This window comes from Paenibacillus periandrae, assembly GCF_022458865.1.
GTDB classification, from domain to species: Bacteria; Bacillota; Bacilli; order Paenibacillales; family NBRC-103111; genus Paenibacillus_S; species Paenibacillus_S periandrae.
The window spans coordinates 1-255 of record NZ_JAJNMU010000213.1 but is presented as its reverse complement, the minus strand read 5'-3'; the positions used below and the strand labels follow the sequence as shown (position 1 = coordinate 255).

At 49.8% G+C, this 255-nt stretch carries 1 protein-coding gene; it reads right to left on the bottom strand.

Annotation, left to right across the window (positions count from 1 at the left end):
• On the bottom strand, positions 1 to 255 hold a 255-nt coding region (locus LRL21_RS45280; protein ID WP_240422258.1), incomplete at both ends, for an IS110 family transposase.

Below are 255 nucleotides of genomic sequence, written 5' to 3'. Positions count from 1 at the left end.
ATGGCGCAAAAGATCGCAGATCCATTCGGCGTCTTTCACATCCGTCTTACGACCGGGGACGGCTTTCATGTGCTGAGCATTGACGACAAGAAATTCGATATCCTCGGCCTCGAGCAGGTTGACGATTAGCTTCCAGAAAATACCTGTACTTACCATAGCCACATGGCTACAACCACGCGCGTTGATCCAGTCGATTAGCTCCATCAGGTAAACCGTGTGAGTACGAAACGTTTTAATCTCCTTTCCGTCCGGTGT